Raw genomic sequence first — 16,587 nt, 5'->3', positions numbered from 1 at the left:
GGATGCTCTTCGAACGCCCCGCTTTTCGACTGCACGCCTATGGATTTCCGCCGAAAATCGGAGAACAGCAGTATCACGCAACCCACCAAACAACCGCTCCACTCACTCCCACCACCCATAAACCACCAAGCGCTCCACCGGCAGCACCACAAACCACGCCCGTCCATCCAATGCCACCGCCGAATAGCCGGCCCCGTGACCGGATGGCAACACCTCGGCAGCGAACGAAGCACCCTCCGCCGCAAACGCCGAATACACCCAATTCCCGGCCTCGAAGTAGCGCAAGCCCTTGCGCTGGATCGCCAACGCCGTCGACAACGACAAACGCAAGGCAACAACCCCCTGCGCCTGCCCACCACCAAACACACTGCCCAACAACACCCGCTCCACCTGCCCCGGCCCCATGCCGAAGTGCAACAAACCACAGGTCTCGATACCCGCAGGCAACAGACGCCGCGCACGCTGATGGATCAAAGCACGATTCATGTCCTTCCTCCTTACGAAAGAAGCGGGATGGCCAACGCCACCCCGCCCCGTCATCGCAGCCGGCTTGATCAGCCCTGCTTGCTCATCGCACGACTGCTCAACTCATACCAGTCCAGCTTGCGGGTGATCCACATGATCACCGCCAGAATGCCGAACAGCAGCAGCGAACCCATCAACAGCGCGTTGTTCTCCGAGACCAGCAACACATACAGCACGCCGTACAACAGCGTCAGCATCGTCGCGAAACCGACACCGCGTTTCCAGCTATGCAGCACCCCGCTCAGATAGAAACCCTGCAGGCCAATACACGCCGCCGCAGCCGCCAGATACGCCTGCCAGAACGCAATCTGCTCGGACAGACTCAGCAGCAACAGGAAGAAGATCGCCAGCGCCAAACCCACCAACAGGTATTGCAGCGGATGGATCTTCAACTGCTTGATCAACTCGAACAGCGCGAAACCCACAAAGGTCAGCAACACGAACAGGATGCCGTACTTGCTGGCCCGGTCCACCTGCGTATAGGTGTCCACCGGGTCCACCAAGGCCACGTTCAGGGCCTCCACGCTGCCACCATCGCTGCGGATCGCCCTGACCAACTGCGACTGCGCCGCCGAGGCCAGCGATGACACCGCCCACTCCGCCTTGAAACCGCTGGCATCGATGCTGCGCTCATTGGGCAGGAAGCTGCCGCCGAACAGCGGGTGCTGCCAGGGAGAAGACAAGGAAACACGGGTGTCATCACCCACCGGTGCGACGGCCAGCGAACGGGTGCCGCCCAGCACGAACTCCAGCTCGACCTTGCCACCCTCACGCAGTACGCCCTGCATCGAATCGGGCAAGACCGACAGCGGCGCATGCAGGCCCTTGGAGGTCCCCTCCAAAGCGCCTGCGCCCGGCTGCAGCTGGATCGCACGACCGTCCACGCGCAGGTTCGGCGTACCGACCAGACCTCGCACGTCGGAGATACCCAAGGCCAGATAGGGGCGGCCATAGGTCCGGCCCGGCACCGCGACATAACTGCTCTCGGCAAACTCAGCCTGCAGCTTGGCCTGCCAGTTGTAGACCGGCACCTTGAACAGGCCCACGGTGCGCTCATCGGTGCGCATGTTGCCCTGCACGTTCAAGCGTGTCGGCATCTGCAGGTCATAGCCGCTTTCTACGCGCAGCTCGGTCCTGCTCGGTTTGTCGCCTTCGGCCGGAACATCCACTTCACGCTGCTGGGTCCACGGCAGCACCCGAACCGGGCCGATCAGCGACTGCTCGCCAGCCCAGCTCTGCGATACCCGTTCGACCGCCTCGTCGCGGTAGCGCTCACGCTCGTTGATGGTGCTGCGGATCAGCAGCAGGGGAATCAGCAGCAACAACACCAGCCCGCCGACAATGGCGAAGCGCAACAGCAGTTTCAGGGAAGTCATGTCCCGTCCTCGTGTGGAAACAGGGACAGGTTGAACGCGACCAGTGAGCAGGGTTTGTGCCGAATTTGAAGCGAATGTGAAGTCAGTCAGCCGGCAGCAGCAGGCGCGCTTCGGCGCCGCCTTCAGGATGATTGCCCAGCTGCGCGACGCCGCCATGCAGGCGCGCCACCTCGGCCACGAACGGCAGGCCCAGGCCGGAACTGCGCTGTCCGGTAGCCGGCCTTGCCAGCGAGTAGAAACGCTCGAACACCCGTCCTTGGGCGTACTCCGGCACACCTGGTCCATTATCCCGAACGGCGATACGCCAGTTCTGCTGCTGGCGTTGCACGCTCAAGACGATGCGGCCACCCGGCGCGGAGAACGCAATCGCATTGTCCAGCAGGTTCGATAGCGCCTGCCGCAGCAGGAAGGTATCGCCCTGCACCGCTGCCTGCTCCGGCAGTTCCACATCCAGTTGGATCTGCCCAGCCTGCAGACGTGGCGCTGCATCCTCGGCCAGCGCGCGGCAGACCGCGACCAGATCCACCTCGGTGCGCCGCTGCAGCCAGCCGTGCTGTTCCACCTCGGCCAAGCGCAGCAGCTGATCGATGGTTTCAGTCAGGCGGCGCTCCTGCTGCACGATATTGGCGGCGAAGCGCTGCCGATCGGCTTCCGGCAAGGGCTCCTGCAACAACTCGGCGGCGCCGCGTATCGCCGCCAGCGGGCTCTTCATTTCATGGGTCAGCGACTGCACGTACTGCTCGACATAGGCCTTGCCTTCGAGTTTGCGGCGCATGGTTTCCAGCGCCTGGCCGAGGTCGCCGATCTCGTCGCGGCGCCGCTTCGGCGGTGGCACCGGCTCACCGGCACTCACCGCCTTGGCATAACGACTCAACCCGCTGATGCCGCGCGACAGCCACCAGGTCATCAACAGTCCGATCAGTGCCGACAGCCCGATCAACCAGGCACCGCGCGCGATGATGGCGCGCTGGCTGGCAACGATGAACGGATCGATGGTGTCATTGGGCTGCGACAGTGTCAGCACGCCGATCAGGGTGCGGCCGTCGGCCGGGTCATACATCGGCGCGGCCACGTGCATCACGGTATTGATCTCTTCACCCGGTATCTCCGGGCTGGAACGTGCGCCGTACTCGCCACGCAGGGTTTTGTAGACATCATTCCAGCGCGAGTTGTCGCGCCCCACGTCCTGCCCGCGCGAGTCGTAGACCACGATGCCCTGCGCATTGGTCACCGTCACCCGGTAATCGATGCTGCGCTTGGGGAACCGCCACACCATCGCCTTGGGATCGCGCCGCTGGGCGGTGGCCAGGCGTGCGGCGAAGTCACCGTCGCCGATGTGGCCGGCCTTCAGATCCGGCGCAGCCATCACCGCCAGCACGTTGGCCGCATCCACCAGGGTGGACTCCATCGCCTGGCGCACGCCGGGCTTCACTTCGTTGACGAACACCCGCATCACGAAGAACGCGGCGATGCCGACAATAAGGAAGAACCCCAGGAACAGCTTCAGCCCGATACGCATCGGTCAGACATCCAGGGCGTAGCCGACGCCGCGGTGGGTGCGGATCGGTTCGCCCTGCGCGCCGGCCGCACGCAGCTTTGCGCGCAGGGTTTTGACATGGGTATCGACGGTGCGATCGGTGCTGTCGCTGGTGTGATCCCAACCGCGCTCCATAAGCTGTGCCCGGCTCAGGATCGCGCCGGGGCGCTGCAGCAGCGCCGCCAGCAAGGCGTACTCGTAGCGGGTCAGGTCCAGCAGTGCCTCGTCGTAGCGGATGCGGCGGCCGTCGTGATCGATCGCGAACCGACCCAGCTGCTTCCAGCCCCCCGCTGCGGCCGCAATCGGCACAGCAGGCGTGGTCCGACGCAGCCGTGCACGCACCCGCGCGACCATCTCGCGGGGCGAGAATGGCTTGGTCACGTAATCGTCGGCACCCAGCTCCAGCCCCAGCACCCGATCGAACTCGTCGTTGCGGGCGGTCAGGAAGATCACCGGCACCTGGCTGAAAGTGCGCAGCTCACGGCAGACCTCGAAACCGCCCAGATCCGGCAGGCCCACATCCAGCACCACCACATCGGCGCCGTCCTGGCGCAGCAGCGCCAAGGCCTCGCGGCCCAGCGCGCAATGGCTGGCGGCATAGCCTTCGCTGCGCAGCGCATAAAGAAGGGTATCGGCGATGGCGGCCTCGTCTTCGACGACGAGTACCCGGGCTGGTTGGTTTGACATCGCATCAGCATAGCTGCCCTTGCCGCAGACGCCAGCGCTGCGGGCAACAAGGGACCAAATCCCCCTCTGCAGCCGCCCATGGCGTGGTGGCAGGCGATCAAAACGCCCATGCAGCGCGGCAAGCCGTAAACTCCGCCCATGAATTATCGCCACGCCTTCCACGCCGGCAACCACGCCGACGTCCTCAAGCACATCGTCATGTTGGCGATGATCGACGCGCTCAAGCGCAAAGACTCGCCCTTCTTCGTGCTGGACACGCATGCCGGCCGCGGCCGTTACCTGCTGTCCGCCGAGGAAAGCCGCAAAACCGCCGAGATCGATGAAGGCGTGCTGCGACTGATGACCACCCCTTCACTGCCTGAAGTGGTGGAGCAGTATCTGCGCGCGGTGCAGGCCGACAACCCGGTTGGCGCCTTGATCTCCTACCCCGGCTCGCCGCTGCTGGCCGCACGCGCCCTGCGCGAGCAGGACCGCATGGCCGCCTGCGAGCTGCAGAAGGACGAAGTCACCGCGCTCAAGGAACTGTTCGCCCATGACCGCCGGGTACAGGTCCACGCCGGCAACGGCTATGAAGCCATCCGCGCCTTCCTGCCGCCCAAGAGCGGTGCCATCAAGATCGGCCGGGCGCTGGTGCTGATCGACCCCCCGTATGAAGTACAGGACGCCGAGTACCCGCTGATCATCTCAACAGTCCGTGAGATTTTGACCCGGATGCCGCAGGCGCAGTGCGCGGTCTGGTACCCGATCAAGCAGCGCCGCACCCTGCAGCCGTTTTTCCGCAAGGCGGCCGCCCTGCCGGCCAAGTCCATCCTGGTGACCGAGCTGATGGTGAGGGCCGACGACTCTCCGCTGCGTCTGAATGGCAGTGGGATGCTGTTGCTGAACCCGCCATGGCAGTTTGAGCAGGTGTTGGCCCCGGCTTTGCCCGTGCTGAAGCAGTATCTGGGTGAAACCGGTGCCTCGACCCGACTGGAGTGGCTGAAGACCCCCGAATGACGGGCGTCGCCGGCAGTCTGCACCCGCTTTGGACCGCGTTCACAGAACGTAGCACTCACGGTGACAGAATCAGGCGACTTTGGAGGAAACGTAGTCATGGCCACTCGCAACCGCATGCCCCCGTGGCATGAAAATTTCAAGGCACCCAGCGGCCGTGAGCTGCTGATACGGCCAATCCGCCCGGAAGACGGCGCACCGCTGCAGGGCGCGTTCGCCCTGTTCGGGCCGGAAGAGGTGCGTGACAAGTTCCTGCAGTCGGTTGAATCGCTGTCCGATGAGACCGCCCAGCGCCTGACCCACCCCAACCCGAAGACCGAGATCGCGCTGGTGGCGGCCGAGCCGCTGCCGCCCGGTGAAGCGGTGGTCGGTGCGGTGGCCCGCGCCTCGATCATCCCGGGCACCCGCGATGCCGAATACGCGATCCTGGTCAGCGGCTTCCTCGCCGGCCAGGGTCTGGGCCGGCAATTGATGCGCAAACTGGTGAAGTGGGCACGCGGCAAGTACCTGGACCGCCTGTATGGCGACATCGCCCAGGACAACGAGCCCATGCTGCAACTGGCGGCCTCGCTGGGTTTCAAGCAGGTGCCGCACCCCGCAGCTGCCCCTGGGCTGGTGCGGATGGTGCTGGAACTAGCCAATTAAGCGTCAGTTTTCTGCTCGCTCCACGACAGGCGCCCACAAGGCGCCTGTTGCGTTTGCGGCCCTGGGCCGCCTGCGCCCACAAGCCAGACGAGCCCCAATGAGGCGAGCGGGGCGCATCTGGTAAAATTCGCGGTTCATGTCGCCTATCACCTACCCCATTCCGCCGCTGCCCCGTTCGGGCCAGCTCCGCGCCTGGTGGCGCGCTCCGGCTTCCAGCAGCGCCCTGGCCTGGCATGTTGCCTGCGCCGCACAGGCGCATGCCAAGCCGCTGTTGCTGATCACCCGTGACAACCACAGCGCGCATCAACTGGTAGCTGACCTGCAAACGCTGCTGGGTGCAAACAGCCCGTTGCCGGTGGTGCCGTTCCCGGATTGGGAAACCCTGCCCTACGACCAGTTCAGCCCGCACCCGGACATCATTTCGCAGCGCCTGGCCGCATTGCACCGGTTGCCGACGCTGAAGCAAGGCATCGTCGTGGTGCCGGTGCAGACGCTGCTGCAGCGTTTGGCGCCGCTGAGCTACATCGTCGGTGGCAGCTTCGACCTGAAGGTTGGCCAGCGCCTGGACATGGACGCGGAGAAGCGTCGCCTGGAAAGCGCGGGCTACCGCAATGTCGGGCAGGTAATGGACCCGGGCGACTTCGCCGTGCGTGGCGGCCTGCTCGACGTCTATCCGATGGGCGCCGATACGCCATTGCGCATCGAGCTGCTGGACGAGGACATCGACTCCATCCGCGAGTTCGACCCGGAATCGCAGCGCTCGCTGGACAAGGTGACGGCAGTGAAGATGCTGCCCGGCCGCGAAGTGCCGATGGACGAGGCCAGCCTCAACAAGGTGTTGGCGTCGCTGCGCGAACGCTTCGACGTGGATACCCGGCGCAGCCCGCTGTACCAGGATCTGAAGGCCGGCCTGCTGCCTTCGGGCATCGAATACATGCTGCCGCTGTTCTTCAACCAGACCGCAGCCCTGTTCGACTACCTGCCGGACGGTTTCATGACCGTGCTCGGCAGCGGCGTCAGCGAAGCCTCCGATGCGTTCTGGCTGCAGACCAACAGCCGCTACGAACAGCGCCGCCACGACATCGAACGGCCGCTGCTGCCGCCGGACGAGATCTACCAGTCGCCGGACAAGCTGCGCGAGCAGTTCAACAAGCTGCCGCGCGTGGAAGTGTGCGCGGCCGATCATCCGCGCGCAGCCGAGGCGCAGCCGCTGGGCGACCAACCGCTGCCGCCATTGCCGGTCGCGGCCAAGGATGCGCCGGCTGGGCAGGCGCTGAAATCTTTCATCGAGCACTACCCGGGCCGGGTGCTGATCGCGGCGGATTCGCCGGGACGGCGTGAGGCCTTGTTGGAGGTATTGCAGGCGGCGGAGTTGCGGCCTGAGGTTGTGGGCAGCTTCAACGACTTTCTTCCTTCCCCCATCGGGGGAAGGTGGCCCGAAGGGTCGGATGGGGGTAAGGCTCCTAGCCAAAGCAAGAGCAAGAGTGCCCTCACCCCAACCCCTCTCCCGTTAACGGGAGAGGGGCTAAGCAAGAGCAAAGCGGGGCTTAGTCGCTTCGCCATTACCGTTGCGCCGCTGGATGACGGCTTTGCGCTCAGCGAGCCGGCCTTGGCCGTGCTTACCGAGCGCCAGCTGTTCCCGGAACGTGCTGGCCAGGCGCGGCGTACGCGTCGGGCTGGGCGTGAACCCGAGGCCATCATCCGTGACCTTGGTGAGCTGACCGAAGGCGCGCCCATCGTCCATGAGGACCATGGTGTTGGCCGTTACCGCGGTTTGATCGCGATGGATGTCGGCGGCATGCCCGGCGAATTCCTCGACATCGAATACGCCAAGGGCGACCGCCTGTATGTGCCGGTCGCGCAGTTGCACCTGATCAGCCGCTACTCCGGTGCGTCGCCGGAAACCGCGCCGCTGCATTCACTCGGTGGCGAGCAGTGGGCCAAGGCCAAGCGCAAGGCTGCCGAAAAGGTCCGCGACGTTGCCGCCGAGCTGCTGGAAATCCAGGCCCGTCGCCGCGCGCGCGCCGGGCTGGCGCTGGATATCGACCGCTCGCTGTACGAGCCGTTCGCGGCTGGCTTCCCGTTCGAGGAAACCCCCGACCAGCAGGCAGCAATCGAAGCGACTCTGCGTGACCTGCAATCCAGCCAGCCGATGGACCGCGTGGTTTGTGGCGACGTCGGCTTCGGCAAGACCGAAGTCGCGCTGCGTGCTGCTTTCGCGGCGGCAAGCGGCGGCAAACAGGTTGCGGTGCTGGTGCCGACCACGCTGTTGGCCGAACAGCATTACCGCAACTTCCGCGACCGCTTCGCCGATTACCCGCTGCGGGTGGAAGTGCTGTCGCGCTTCAAGACCAGCAAGGAGATCAAGGCCGAGCTCGACAAGGTCGCCGAAGGCACCATCGATGTGATCATCGGCACGCACCGGCTGTTGCAGCCGGACGTGAAGTTCAAGGATCTTGGCCTGGTCATCGTCGATGAAGAGCAGCGCTTTGGCGTGCGCCAGAAGGAAGCGCTGAAGGCAATGCGCGCCAACGTGCACCTGCTGACCCTGACCGCGACGCCGATCCCGCGCACCTTGAACATGGCGATGGCCGGCCTGCGTGATCTGTCGATCATCGCCACGCCGCCGCCGAACCGTTTGGCAGTCAAAACCTTCATCACCGCCTGGGACAACGCGCAGCTGCGCGAAGCCTTCCAGCGTGAGTTGTCGCGTGGTGGTCAGCTGTACTTCCTGCACAACGATGTGGAGAGCATGGGCCGGATGCAGCGCGAGCTGTCCGAGCTGGTGCCGGAGGCACGTATCGGCATGGCGCACGGGCAGATGCCCGAGCGCGAGCTGGAACGGGTGATGCTGGATTTCCAGAAGCAGCGCTTCAACGTGCTGCTGGCCAGTACCATCATCGAGTCGGGCATCGACATCCCGAATGCCAACACCATCATCATCAACCGCGCCGACCGCTTCGGTCTTGCGCAGTTGCACCAGCTGCGTGGCCGCGTTGGTCGCTCGCATCACCGCGCTTACGCTTACCTGCTGGTGCCGGACAAGCGCTCGATCACTGGTGATGCGCAGAAGCGTTTGGAAGCCATCGCCTCGATGGATGAGCTGGGCGCCGGCTTCACCCTGGCCACCCACGATCTGGAAATCCGTGGCGCCGGTGAGTTGCTGGGCGAAGACCAGAGCGGGCAGATGGCCGAGATCGGATTCAGCCTGTACACCGAGCTGCTGGAGCGCGCGGTACGCTCGATCAAGTCGGGCAAGCTGCCGGATCTGGATGCCGGCGAAGAGGCACGCGGTGCCGACGTCGAACTGCATGTTCCGGCCTTGATTCCGGAAGACTACCTGCCCGACGTGCACACCCGCCTGACCTTGTACAAGCGCATCAGCTCCGCGCGCGACAGCGAGCGCCTGCGCGAACTGCAGGTGGAAATGATTGATCGTTTCGGCCTGTTGCCGGATCCGGTGAAGCACCTGTTCGCCATCGCCGAGCTCAAGCTGCAGGCCAACGAACTGGGCATCCGCAAGTTGGAGCTGGGTGAGAACGGTGGCCGTATCGTGTTTGACAGCAAGCCCAACATCGACCCGATGGTGGTGATCCAGCTGATCCAGAAGCAGCCCAAGCTCTACCAGATGGATGGCCCGGACAAGCTGCGCATCAAGCATCCGTTGCCGGAAAGCGCGGACCGCTTCAACGCGGCAAGAGCGCTGCTGACGACGCTGCATCCGGGACGCGCCTGAACGAAAAATCCCGTGAATATTGCGTGAAAGTGGAAGGGCGTTGAAAATAACGCCCCCCCGATTACGCTCGTAGCCGTCCACCCGGCTCCGTCTTCATGTCCCCGATCACCACACCCGTAGGCCTGTCGCTTCCACCTGAGGACAGTAGCTGCGCCATCGACGTATTGGCCGCCGCGCTCGACCAGCGCGACAGCTATACCGACCACCATTGCGACCGCGTCTCGCAGCTGGCCCAGGCCATGGGTCAGCGCTGCGAGCTGTCCGAGGAACGCATTGGTCACCTCGTGCTCGCCGCCCGCTTCCATGATGTCGGCAAGATCGGCATCCGTGACGAAGTACTGCTCTATCCCGGCAAGCTGGACGACGACAAGATGTCCGCCATGCGTTCGCACCCGGAACGCGGTGCACGCCTGTTTACCGCTACCGGCCGCAGCGATGCCAAGGCCGTTGCCACCTTGATCCGCCATCACCACGAAGCCTGGGATGGCAGCGGCTACCCGCATGGCCTGCAGGGCGAAGACATTCCGCTTGAGTCACGCATCCTGACCATCGTCGATGGCTTCGATGCGATGACCTCGCAGCGCCCCTATCGCGACGCGATGGCCACCCAGCACGCGATCGAGATTCTCGCCAATGATCGCGGCCGCCTGATCGACCGACGTTTGTTCAGTGAGTTCATGGGACTGTTGCGCGGCGACACCCGTCCTGCGGCCTGAACCGGCAGCTCACAGCACCGGCGACATCATCGCTACTGCGTTCTGCAGCAGCCGCGTCGGCAATCGCCATGCCAGCACCTGTTCCAGCAGCACCGGCTCGGATACCGACAAATAGGCTTCCTGCCGCTGCACGATGCTCGCTGTGACCGCGCTGTCGGCGACCAGCAGGTTGTTCTCGAAGTTCAATTCAAGGCTGCGTCGGTCCATGTTCGCCGAGCCGAGCAGGGCAATCTCGCCATCGATCGTCAGCGACTTTGCATGCAGCAGGCCCAGCGGATACTCGTAGACTTCCACGCCATACTGCAACAGATCGGCATAGGTGCTGCGACTGCTTTGCCCAACCAGCCAGGAGTCATTGTGCTTGGGCAGGATCAGCCGCGTGCGCACGCCGCGGCGTGGCGCCGCACAGATTGCACGCAGCAACGCTTCATCCGGCACGAAGTACGGTGTACTGATCACCAGTTCGCACCGCGCCGCATACACACAGGCCACAAACATATCGGCCATCACGTTGTGGCGGGTAACCGGACCGGTTTCAAATGCCAGCGCCACGCAGCCATCAGCGAACGACTGCGCCACGTCGGCCGCATACCCGCCCAAACCCTGCTCACCACTCTCCGGAATCCAGCCGCTGAGGAACAGCCGTTGCGTCTGCGCCACCACCGGGCCTTCACAGCGCAGCAGCAGGTCAATCCAAGGGGAGAAGCGTGGCTTGATCCGGAATTCCGGATCGGCGCAATTCTGGCTTCCGCAGTAGGCAATGCGGTTGTCGACGACCACGATCTTGCGGTGATCACGAAGATCCATGCGACTGAAAGCCACGTGCTGCAGACGATTGAGATCGTCCAGGGTCCGCAGCAGCTTGACCCCGGCCCGGCTCAGCTGCTTCCAACGCGGGCTGCCGATGAAGGCGCGCGAACCCAGCGCATCCACCATCACCCTGCAGGCGACGCCACGACCTGCCGCAGCGGCAACTGCATCAGCAACGCGACCACCGGCACCGTCATCCAGCCAGATATAGAAAGCGATATGCACACTCTGCTGCGCCTGCTCGATATCGCGCACCAGCACATCGATGGCAGCCCTGCAGTCGTCCATCGGCGCTGCTGGGTGGCTGTCGACGGCACCGAGCAGACGAATCCGATTACCTGACTGAGGTTGTGCGCCGTTGATCGATGCCGCCAAGGCAAACAACGACGCCGCTGACGCAGGCAGCGATGCCATCCCGGCGTCGCTATGAGCGGCGTCATTCAAATCCGCGAGCATCCGCGCCGTCTGCTGCAGCCGGCGCAGACGTGCCCGGCCAACATTGGTTTCGCCGAGCAACAGGTAGGCCAGCATGCCGATCACCGGCGCCAGCATGATCACCAATACCCACGCTGCGCGGGATGCAGGCGTCCGGTTGGCGCGGGTCAGCGCCCGCGCAGCGACCAGCAGATGCAGCACGAACAGCAGCACGCTCATCAGCCACTGCAGTGTCGCCTGCGGATCACTCAGGTCCAGCACCATGCAAGCTCCCGATAGTGGTCGAATCGAAGACAAGGTTCGCAACGCGCACGCAATAGCAAACGTGGCGTGCACACTTGATCAAGCCCCTCCAACCCGCAGCCCACAAGGGCACAAGCTTCCAGTGCTAAAGGGCAAGCCAAGGCGTTTGCGCCAAAGCGGTTTGCAGCGTGGCCAGCAACTGATCGGACTGCTCGAACCGTTGCTCACCGATAGCGGCCAACGGCCAGATACCGGACGCATTGAATGCCACCGCAGCACTGAACCGCGCCAGCGCCGACAACGGCAGCTCGGCTTGCACCTGCATCTGCCCAAGCGCGTTCAAACCATCCATCAGCAGACGCTCGGTGCAGCCGCGCAGCGCCGAGGCCTGCGGCCAATGCACCTGTGCGCCGTCCCAGAACGCCAGGTTCCAGGTGCTGCCTTCGCTGATGTGGCCTTGTGCATCGACAAACAGCGCATCATCAAAGCCACGCTGCATCGCCTGCCTGCGCAACTGGAACAGCGGGAAGGTGCCCACGTGCTTGATATGCGCCAACTCGCGTTGATACGGCAGCGGCAGCACCGAACGCGCAAGCGCTGGAATCGGTGCCGGCGCAGCGATGCCGATCAATACATCCACCGGCACCGCGCGCAGCGGCTGGCGGAAATCGAACTGGCGCGAGAACACCGTGATCCGCACCGATGCGTCGGCCGCATCGAGCTGCAGCAATGCCTGCCGCAGCCATGTCACGAGCTGCGCGCCATCCAGCTCAACATCGAACAGCTCGCGCGTGCCCTGCTGCAGACGCGCAAGATGCAGCGCCCAGCCCTGTACCGCGCCGCCGCGCACCTGCAATGAAGTGAAGTGACCGTAATTGACCAACGCCGCACTCAAGGTGCCGGCATCGGCCAATTGCCCATTGCAGAACAGCACGCTCATGGCAGGGACTGCGCCTGCGCCCACATCATCTGCAGAATCTGTGCTGCTGGTGCGCGTCGCGCCATCCACGCCGATTGCCCCGCCCATGCCTGCATCGCATCGAGATGGTTTGCGGCATTGGCCTGCTTGCGCATGGCGGCGGTCAGCCCACGTTGCACCGGATACGGACGCGGCCGAGGCGCACCGGCAGCTTCGGCGGCACGCACATAGTCGGTATCCAAGGCACGCCCGAGCCGTCCACTGAAGACCCGTGTCGGCCGCGTGGCTTCGGGCTCGGCAACGCTCAAGGCCTGCTTCCAGGCGTCGGGAATATCGGATTCCTCGGCAGCGAGGAACGCAGTGCCGACCTGCACCGCACTGGCACCGAGCATCAAGGCTGCAGCGACGCCGCGGCCATCGGCAATACCACCAGCCGCAATCACTGGCACGCTCAGGTGATCGACCAAGCGTGGCAGCAGGGCGAACAAACCCACCATCTGCCGCTCCGCCTGTGCGGCATCGAACGCGCCGCGGTGACCGCCGGCTTCCATGCCCTGTGCCACCACCGCATCAGCGCCAGCGGCCTGCGCCTGCAGCGCTTCACTCAGGGTGGTTGCACAGGCAAACCAGGCAATGCCAGCGGCCTTGAGCCGTGTGACCTGCGCGGCGGAGAACACCCCCAGGATGGTCGAAGCCACGGCAGGCCGGGCGGCAATCAGTGCATCGAACTGGGCATCGAAATCGGCCGGGCCGGCATCGCCCGCCTCTGCCGCAACCGGCGGGCCCCACTGGGCAAGAAACTCGCGCGTCGCCGCTTCAGCGGCAGGATCACGCAACGGCGCGGGATCCGGCACCCACAGATTGATCTGCGTCGGTCCCGACGACTGCTTGCCGAATGCGTACATCCACTGCGTGATCTGTTCGGGCGTAGACAACACCGCGCCCATTGCGCCCATGCCGCCGGCATTGGCAACCGCTGCAGACAGCGGTACCGGGCAGGCGCCGGCCATCGGCGCCAACAGGATGGGGAGTTCAAGACCGAAGCGTTGGCAGAACGCTTCGGTCCGGGCTGAAATGACGGCGTTGTGCATGGCGGTGATCAAGCCGCCGGTGCCAGGCCCACTCAGCGTAGCGAGAGAGCGTAGGAACGCACCAGCTGGCTGTCCATCTCTTCGTTGAAAGTGAAGTTCACATACTGCGCATCATCGGCGGGGAAATCCACTTCCACCCGCGAGCGGCCGATTTCGGCACCCGACTCGTCCAATGCGCGTGCCAGGAATGCGCCCTTGTACGGCTTGGTTGCCACCACATACACCGAGGCGTCCTTGGAGCCCATGCCGCGGCTCTTGCCCAGGGTCACGGTCATGCCATTGCTGGCCACTTCCGGTGCTACGTCGAGCTTCAGCGACATGCGCTTGTCCACGCCCTCGCCCAGGCCGGCGACGAAGTCGGTGGCGGTGCCACTGATCGCACTACCCGCCTTCTGCGACATCGAGCGGTCTTCACCGCAGGCGCTCAGCGCCAGCACAGCCAATACCAGATACATCCTGTTCTTCATGCACCACTCCCTGTTCAACCGGTTGGAATCAAACGTTATCAACGGAACGGCAGGCCGCCCTTGCCCCCCATGGCGCCGAGCATGCCCTTCATGTTGCGCATCATGCCCTTCATGCCACCACCGGCCAGCTTGCCCATCATCTTTTCCATCTGCATGTACTGCTTCATCAGCTTGTTGACGTCGGCCGGCTGGGTACCGGAGCCGCGCGCGATGCGGGCACGGCGCGAGCCATTGAGCAGGCCCGGGTTGCGGCGCTCCTTCTTGGTCATCGAGCCGATGATGGCGATCATGCGCGGCACTTCCTTGCTCTGACTGACCTGCGCCTTGAGGTGCTCGGGTATCTGCCCCAGGCCCGGCAGCTTGTCCATCAGGCCGCCGATGCCGCCCATGTTCTGCATCTGTTCCAGCTGGTCGCGCATGTCGTTCAGATCGAACTTCTTGCCCTTGGCGACCTTTTCGGCCAGCTTCTGCGCCTTGTCCTTGTCGACCTGCTGCTCAACCTGCTCCACCAGCGACAGCACGTCGCCCATGTCGAGGATGCGGCTGGCCACACGCTCCGGGTGGAACACATCCAGGCCGTCGACCTTTTCGCCGGTACCGGTGAACTTGATCGGCTTGCCGGTGATGTAACGCACGCTCAGTGCGGCACCACCGCGGGCGTCACCGTCGGTCTTGGTCAGCACCACGCCGGTCAGCGGCAATGCCTCGCCGAAGGCCTTGGCGGTGTTGGCAGCGTCCTGGCCGGTCATGGCATCGACCACGAACAGGGTTTCAGCCGGGTTGACCGCCGCGTGCAGGGCCTTGATCTCGGCCATCATCGCTTCGTCGATGGCCAGGCGGCCTGCGGTATCGACCAGCAGCACGTCGACGAACGACTTGCGCGCGTCCTCGATGGCGGCACGCACGATGTCCACCGGCTTCTGGTCGGACGCGGACGGGAAGAACAGCACACCGACCTGTTCGGCCAGCGTCTTCAACTGCTCGATGGCGGCCGGACGGTAAACGTCGGCAGACACCACCATCACCTTCTTTTTGCGCTTTTCCTTCAGGTGCTTGGCCAGCTTGCCGACCGTGGTGGTCTTACCAGCACCCTGCAGGCCCGCCATCAGGATGATGGCCGGCGCCGGCACATTGAGGTTCAGGTCGGTAGCCTGCGCGCCCATCACGGCGGTCAGCTCATCGCGCACGACCTTGATCAGGGCCTGGCCCGGGGTCAGCGACTTGAGCACCTCCTGGCCGACCGCGCGGACCTTGATCTTCTCGATCAGGGCCTGCACCACCGGCAGGGCCACATCGGCCTCCAGCAGGGCGATGCGCACCTCGCGGGTGGCCTCGCGGATGTTTTCTTCAGTCAGGCGGCCGCGCCCACGCAGGCGCTCGATGGTGCCGGAAAGGCGCTGGGTCAGTGACTCGAACATGCGACGGAACCTGCGGAAATCGTGGAAACAGAGACAGTTAGTATACCGACCAGCCGCCGCTACCGCCGGTTCACGTCGCCAGCGACGGGCCTGTATGCGAAACTGCAGCGATGACAATCGTTCTCATCGCCGCCGCACTCTATCTGGTGTCCACCGCCCTGCTGATCCGCGGGCTGGCCGGCGAGCGCAGTCCGCCCCCACGCAACTGGCTGTTGCCGACCATCGGCGCAGTAGTGCTGCACGCCGGTTACCACCTGATGGTGGCGGCCAAGACCGCTGGCGGCCCGGACATGCACTTCTTCGCGGCGCTGTCGCTGGTAGGCCTGGGGATGGCGGCACTGACCACCGTGGTTGGCGCGCGCGGGCGCATGTCGGCGCTGGGCGTTGTGGTGTTCCCGATGGCGGCGATCCTGTTGCTGGTCTACCACGGCTACGGCCATGAGCCGAGCAAGCTGCTGGGCTGGCGCCTGGCCACCCATGCCTGGCTGGCCCTGCTGGCCTACGCCACGCTGAGCGTTGCCGCGCTGTTGGCGATCATGTTGTGGCTGCAGGAGCGGGCCTTGCGCCGCCGCGATTTCCGCCCGTGGTTACGCGCCCTGCCGCCGCTGGCCGACCTGGAAACCCTGTTGTTCCGCACCATCACGGTCGGCTTCTGCCTGCTGACCCTGACCCTGCTGACCGGCGTACTGTTCGTCGACGATCTGCTGGAGCAGAAGCTGGTGCACAAGACCGTGCTCAGCGTGCTGTCCTGGATCATCTTCGGCACCTTGCTGATCGGCCGCCGCCGCTACGGCTGGCGCGGCAGCAAGGCCGTGCACTGGACCCTGACGGCGATGGCGCTGCTGTTGCTGGCGTTCTTCGGCAGCCGGTTCGTGATCGAGTTGGTGCTGGGCCGCGGCTGAGCCCCGGCGGTAGTGCCGAGCCATGCTCGGCAAGGGCGTTACCGACAATACATCAGCCCATTCGCATTTTGTGGGAGCGGCGTAAGC

At 64.6% G+C, this 16,587-nt stretch carries 14 protein-coding genes; 5 read left to right on the top strand and 9 right to left on the bottom strand.

Annotation, left to right across the window (positions count from 1 at the left end; genetic code table 11):
- Positions 1-102 precede the first annotated feature (102 nt).
- The 4 genes from ACVOLV_RS13485 to creB form a co-directional block, all read right to left on the bottom strand.
- Positions 103-486 (bottom strand): hypothetical protein, encoded by a 384-nt coding sequence (locus ACVOLV_RS13485; protein WP_481554844.1) that lies wholly within the window; start codon positions 484-486, stop codon positions 103-105.
- Between the two features lie 68 nt (positions 487-554).
- The gene (gene creD, locus ACVOLV_RS13480; protein WP_481554843.1) at positions 555-1,901 is read right to left on the bottom strand and encodes a cell envelope integrity protein CreD; all 1,347 of its coding nucleotides are present in this window, start codon (positions 1,899-1,901) and stop codon (positions 555-557) included.
- An 82-nt stretch (positions 1,902-1,983) separates the two neighbouring features.
- Positions 1,984-3,420: a two-component system sensor histidine kinase CreC gene (gene creC, locus ACVOLV_RS13475; RefSeq protein WP_481554842.1), complete on the bottom strand. Its 1,437-nt coding sequence runs from the start codon at positions 3,418-3,420 to the stop codon at positions 1,984-1,986.
- Positions 3,421-3,423: 3 nt separating this feature from the next.
- Complete coding sequence (gene creB / locus ACVOLV_RS13470; protein ID WP_481554841.1) at positions 3,424-4,125, bottom strand: two-component system response regulator CreB; 702 nt, start codon at positions 4,123-4,125, stop codon at positions 3,424-3,426.
- 138 nt (positions 4,126-4,263) lie between these two features.
- Here creB and ACVOLV_RS13465 point away from each other — a divergent pair, with 138 nt between their 5' ends.
- The 4 genes from ACVOLV_RS13465 to ACVOLV_RS13450 all read left to right on the top strand — a co-directional run bounded on the left by ACVOLV_RS13465 (position 4,264) and on the right by ACVOLV_RS13450 (position 10,215).
- The gene (locus ACVOLV_RS13465) at positions 4,264-5,121 is read left to right on the top strand and encodes a 23S rRNA (adenine(2030)-N(6))-methyltransferase RlmJ (RefSeq protein ID WP_481554840.1); all 858 of its coding nucleotides are present in this window, start codon (positions 4,264-4,266) and stop codon (positions 5,119-5,121) included.
- A gap of 96 nt (positions 5,122-5,217) precedes the next feature.
- On the top strand, positions 5,218-5,763 hold the full coding sequence (locus ACVOLV_RS13460) for a GNAT family N-acetyltransferase (RefSeq protein WP_057629682.1): 546 nt from the start codon (positions 5,218-5,220) through the stop codon (positions 5,761-5,763).
- A 136-nt stretch (positions 5,764-5,899) separates the two neighbouring features.
- Entirely contained in the window at positions 5,900-9,499 is a 3,600-nt protein-coding gene (gene mfd / locus ACVOLV_RS13455) for a transcription-repair coupling factor (protein ID WP_481554839.1), read from the top strand.
- Between the two features lie 95 nt (positions 9,500-9,594).
- Positions 9,595-10,215, top strand: a complete 621-nt coding sequence (locus tag ACVOLV_RS13450) for an HD-GYP domain-containing protein (protein WP_481554838.1) — start codon at positions 9,595-9,597, stop codon at positions 10,213-10,215.
- A gap of 9 nt (positions 10,216-10,224) precedes the next feature.
- On the opposite strand, the gene cls is transcribed toward ACVOLV_RS13450, so the two are convergent.
- From cls to ffh, 5 genes are all read right to left on the bottom strand, one after another.
- Positions 10,225-11,724, bottom strand: a complete 1,500-nt coding sequence (cls, locus tag ACVOLV_RS13445; RefSeq protein WP_481554837.1) for a cardiolipin synthase — start codon at positions 11,722-11,724, stop codon at positions 10,225-10,227.
- Between the two features lie 124 nt (positions 11,725-11,848).
- Positions 11,849-12,643: an aminotransferase class IV gene (locus tag ACVOLV_RS13440; protein WP_481554836.1), complete on the bottom strand. Its 795-nt coding sequence runs from the start codon at positions 12,641-12,643 to the stop codon at positions 11,849-11,851.
- Positions 12,640-13,713, bottom strand: a complete 1,074-nt coding sequence (locus ACVOLV_RS13435) for an NAD(P)H-dependent flavin oxidoreductase (protein WP_481554835.1) — start codon at positions 13,711-13,713, stop codon at positions 12,640-12,642. Before ACVOLV_RS13435 ends, ACVOLV_RS13440 begins: the two co-directional genes overlap by 4 nt.
- Positions 13,714-13,745: 32 nt before the next feature.
- A complete protein-coding gene (locus ACVOLV_RS13430; RefSeq protein WP_481546150.1) occupies positions 13,746-14,180 on the bottom strand; it encodes a hypothetical protein in 435 nt (144 codons plus the stop codon).
- 38 nt (positions 14,181-14,218) lie between these two features.
- Positions 14,219-15,598 (bottom strand): signal recognition particle protein, encoded by a 1,380-nt coding sequence (gene ffh, locus ACVOLV_RS13425; protein ID WP_303747022.1) that lies wholly within the window; start codon positions 15,596-15,598, stop codon positions 14,219-14,221.
- 110 nt (positions 15,599-15,708) lie between these two features.
- Between ffh and ACVOLV_RS13420 the strand changes: the two genes are divergently transcribed.
- On the top strand, positions 15,709-16,500 hold the full coding sequence (locus tag ACVOLV_RS13420) for a cytochrome C assembly family protein (RefSeq protein ID WP_481554834.1): 792 nt from the start codon (positions 15,709-15,711) through the stop codon (positions 16,498-16,500).
- The last annotated feature ends 87 nt before the right edge of the window (positions 16,501-16,587 follow it).

The sequence above is a fragment of the Stenotrophomonas sp. STEN023 genome (assembly GCF_056760135.1).
Note: the sequence above shows the minus strand (reverse complement) of the source record. Positions and strands in the feature narration are given on the sequence as shown.

Bases quoted from the DNA above. Each gene is read 5' to 3' on its own strand.
- ACVOLV_RS13485 (WP_481554844.1), bottom strand. From the start codon at position 486: ATGAATCGTGCTTTGATCCATCAGCGTGCGCGGCGTCTGTTGCCTGCG.
- creD (WP_481554843.1), bottom strand. From the start codon at position 1,901: ATGACTTCCCTGAAACTGCTGTTGCGCTTCGCCATTGTCGGCGGGCTG.
- creC (WP_481554842.1), bottom strand. From the start codon at position 3,420: ATGCGTATCGGGCTGAAGCTGTTCCTGGGGTTCTTCCTTATTGTCGGC.
- creB (WP_481554841.1), bottom strand. From the start codon at position 4,125: ATGTCAAACCAACCAGCCCGGGTACTCGTCGTCGAAGACGAGGCCGCC.
- ACVOLV_RS13465 (WP_481554840.1), top strand. From the start codon at position 4,264: ATGAATTATCGCCACGCCTTCCACGCCGGCAACCACGCCGACGTCCTC.
- ACVOLV_RS13460 (WP_057629682.1), top strand. From the start codon at position 5,218: ATGGCCACTCGCAACCGCATGCCCCCGTGGCATGAAAATTTCAAGGCA.
- mfd (WP_481554839.1), top strand. From the start codon at position 5,900: ATGTCGCCTATCACCTACCCCATTCCGCCGCTGCCCCGTTCGGGCCAG.
- ACVOLV_RS13450 (WP_481554838.1), top strand. From the start codon at position 9,595: ATGTCCCCGATCACCACACCCGTAGGCCTGTCGCTTCCACCTGAGGAC.
- cls (WP_481554837.1), bottom strand. From the start codon at position 11,724: ATGGTGCTGGACCTGAGTGATCCGCAGGCGACACTGCAGTGGCTGATG.
- ACVOLV_RS13440 (WP_481554836.1), bottom strand. From the start codon at position 12,643: ATGAGCGTGCTGTTCTGCAATGGGCAATTGGCCGATGCCGGCACCTTG.
- ACVOLV_RS13435 (WP_481554835.1), bottom strand. From the start codon at position 13,713: ATGCACAACGCCGTCATTTCAGCCCGGACCGAAGCGTTCTGCCAACGC.
- ACVOLV_RS13430 (WP_481546150.1), bottom strand. From the start codon at position 14,180: ATGAAGAACAGGATGTATCTGGTATTGGCTGTGCTGGCGCTGAGCGCC.
- ffh (WP_303747022.1), bottom strand. From the start codon at position 15,598: ATGTTCGAGTCACTGACCCAGCGCCTTTCCGGCACCATCGAGCGCCTG.
- ACVOLV_RS13420 (WP_481554834.1), top strand. From the start codon at position 15,709: ATGACAATCGTTCTCATCGCCGCCGCACTCTATCTGGTGTCCACCGCC.